This window comes from Acinetobacter sp. A3 (genome assembly GCF_012371415.1).
GTDB lineage: Bacteria > Pseudomonadota > Gammaproteobacteria > Pseudomonadales > Moraxellaceae > Acinetobacter.
This window is the reverse complement of record NZ_JAAZQW010000094.1, coordinates 1-846: the sequence shown is the minus strand read 5'-3', so window position 1 is coordinate 846 and position 846 is coordinate 1. Positions and strand designations below refer to the sequence as shown.

Below are 846 nucleotides of genomic sequence, written 5' to 3'. Positions count from 1 at the left end.
CAATAAGCCACTACAGCAGCCATGATATTCACCATGAAGTTATTTACCGAACGATGACGTGAATGTTCAAGTTGATGTAAATTTTTTAATTGATCATTCACTGTTTCGATCAATCCTCTTCTGCAAAGTAATTGTTTTTCTTCTTCAGTTTGGATGGGTTTATTTTTCATATTCCGACGTGATGGGGTCAATATTTTCAGTCCTCTTGCTGCTAAAGCTTCGGCTTTTGCTTTGCTCAAATAGCCTTTGTCTCCGAGTAGGATCCCTTTTAATTCTTGAGTTAAAGATTCTAATATAGCAACATCATGAACATTTCCCGATGTCAGCTTGAGATTAATAATTTCACCTAAATTATTGATAACGAGATGTAATTTAAAACCATAAAACCAACCCGTACTACTTTTTCCACGACCGGCCAAGCCTTTAAATACACGATGCCTTTTAATCCGAAGATTATGGCAAACTACCAATTTAGTGGAGTCAATGATACTGATTCCCGTATCTTTTCCTTTCACCTGATGGAAGAAACTACTCAGAGCTTGCAAACAACGGGGCATGATTTCAATAAATCGGTTGTAGCTAAGCAGTTTAGGAAAAGCAGATTTCCAGAATGGAACGATCATTTGGCAATAAAAATATTTGAAGAATCTAAAACCGGATTGATGAAATAAAATGACAATGGTCATTGCTTCAGACAAGCTTAAAGCTGACTTTTTCAACCTGGTTTTTTGATTAGAAATTAAAGCTTTCTCTAAAGATTCATTAAATTTTTTGCAGAAATCATCCAAAATACAAAATAATTCGGTAATATGATCCATTGAGAAGCCTTGTTTTATAACATTTTGT

1 protein-coding gene is annotated in these 846 nt (G+C 34.6%); it reads right to left on the bottom strand.

All coding sequences use genetic code 11. The annotated features are described in order from the left end of the window. Positions 1–818: IS982 family transposase (locus tag HHA42_RS13360; protein ID WP_168526868.1), on the bottom strand; the 818-nt coding region annotated here is incomplete at its 3' end. Positions 819–846: the final 28 nt, after the last annotated feature.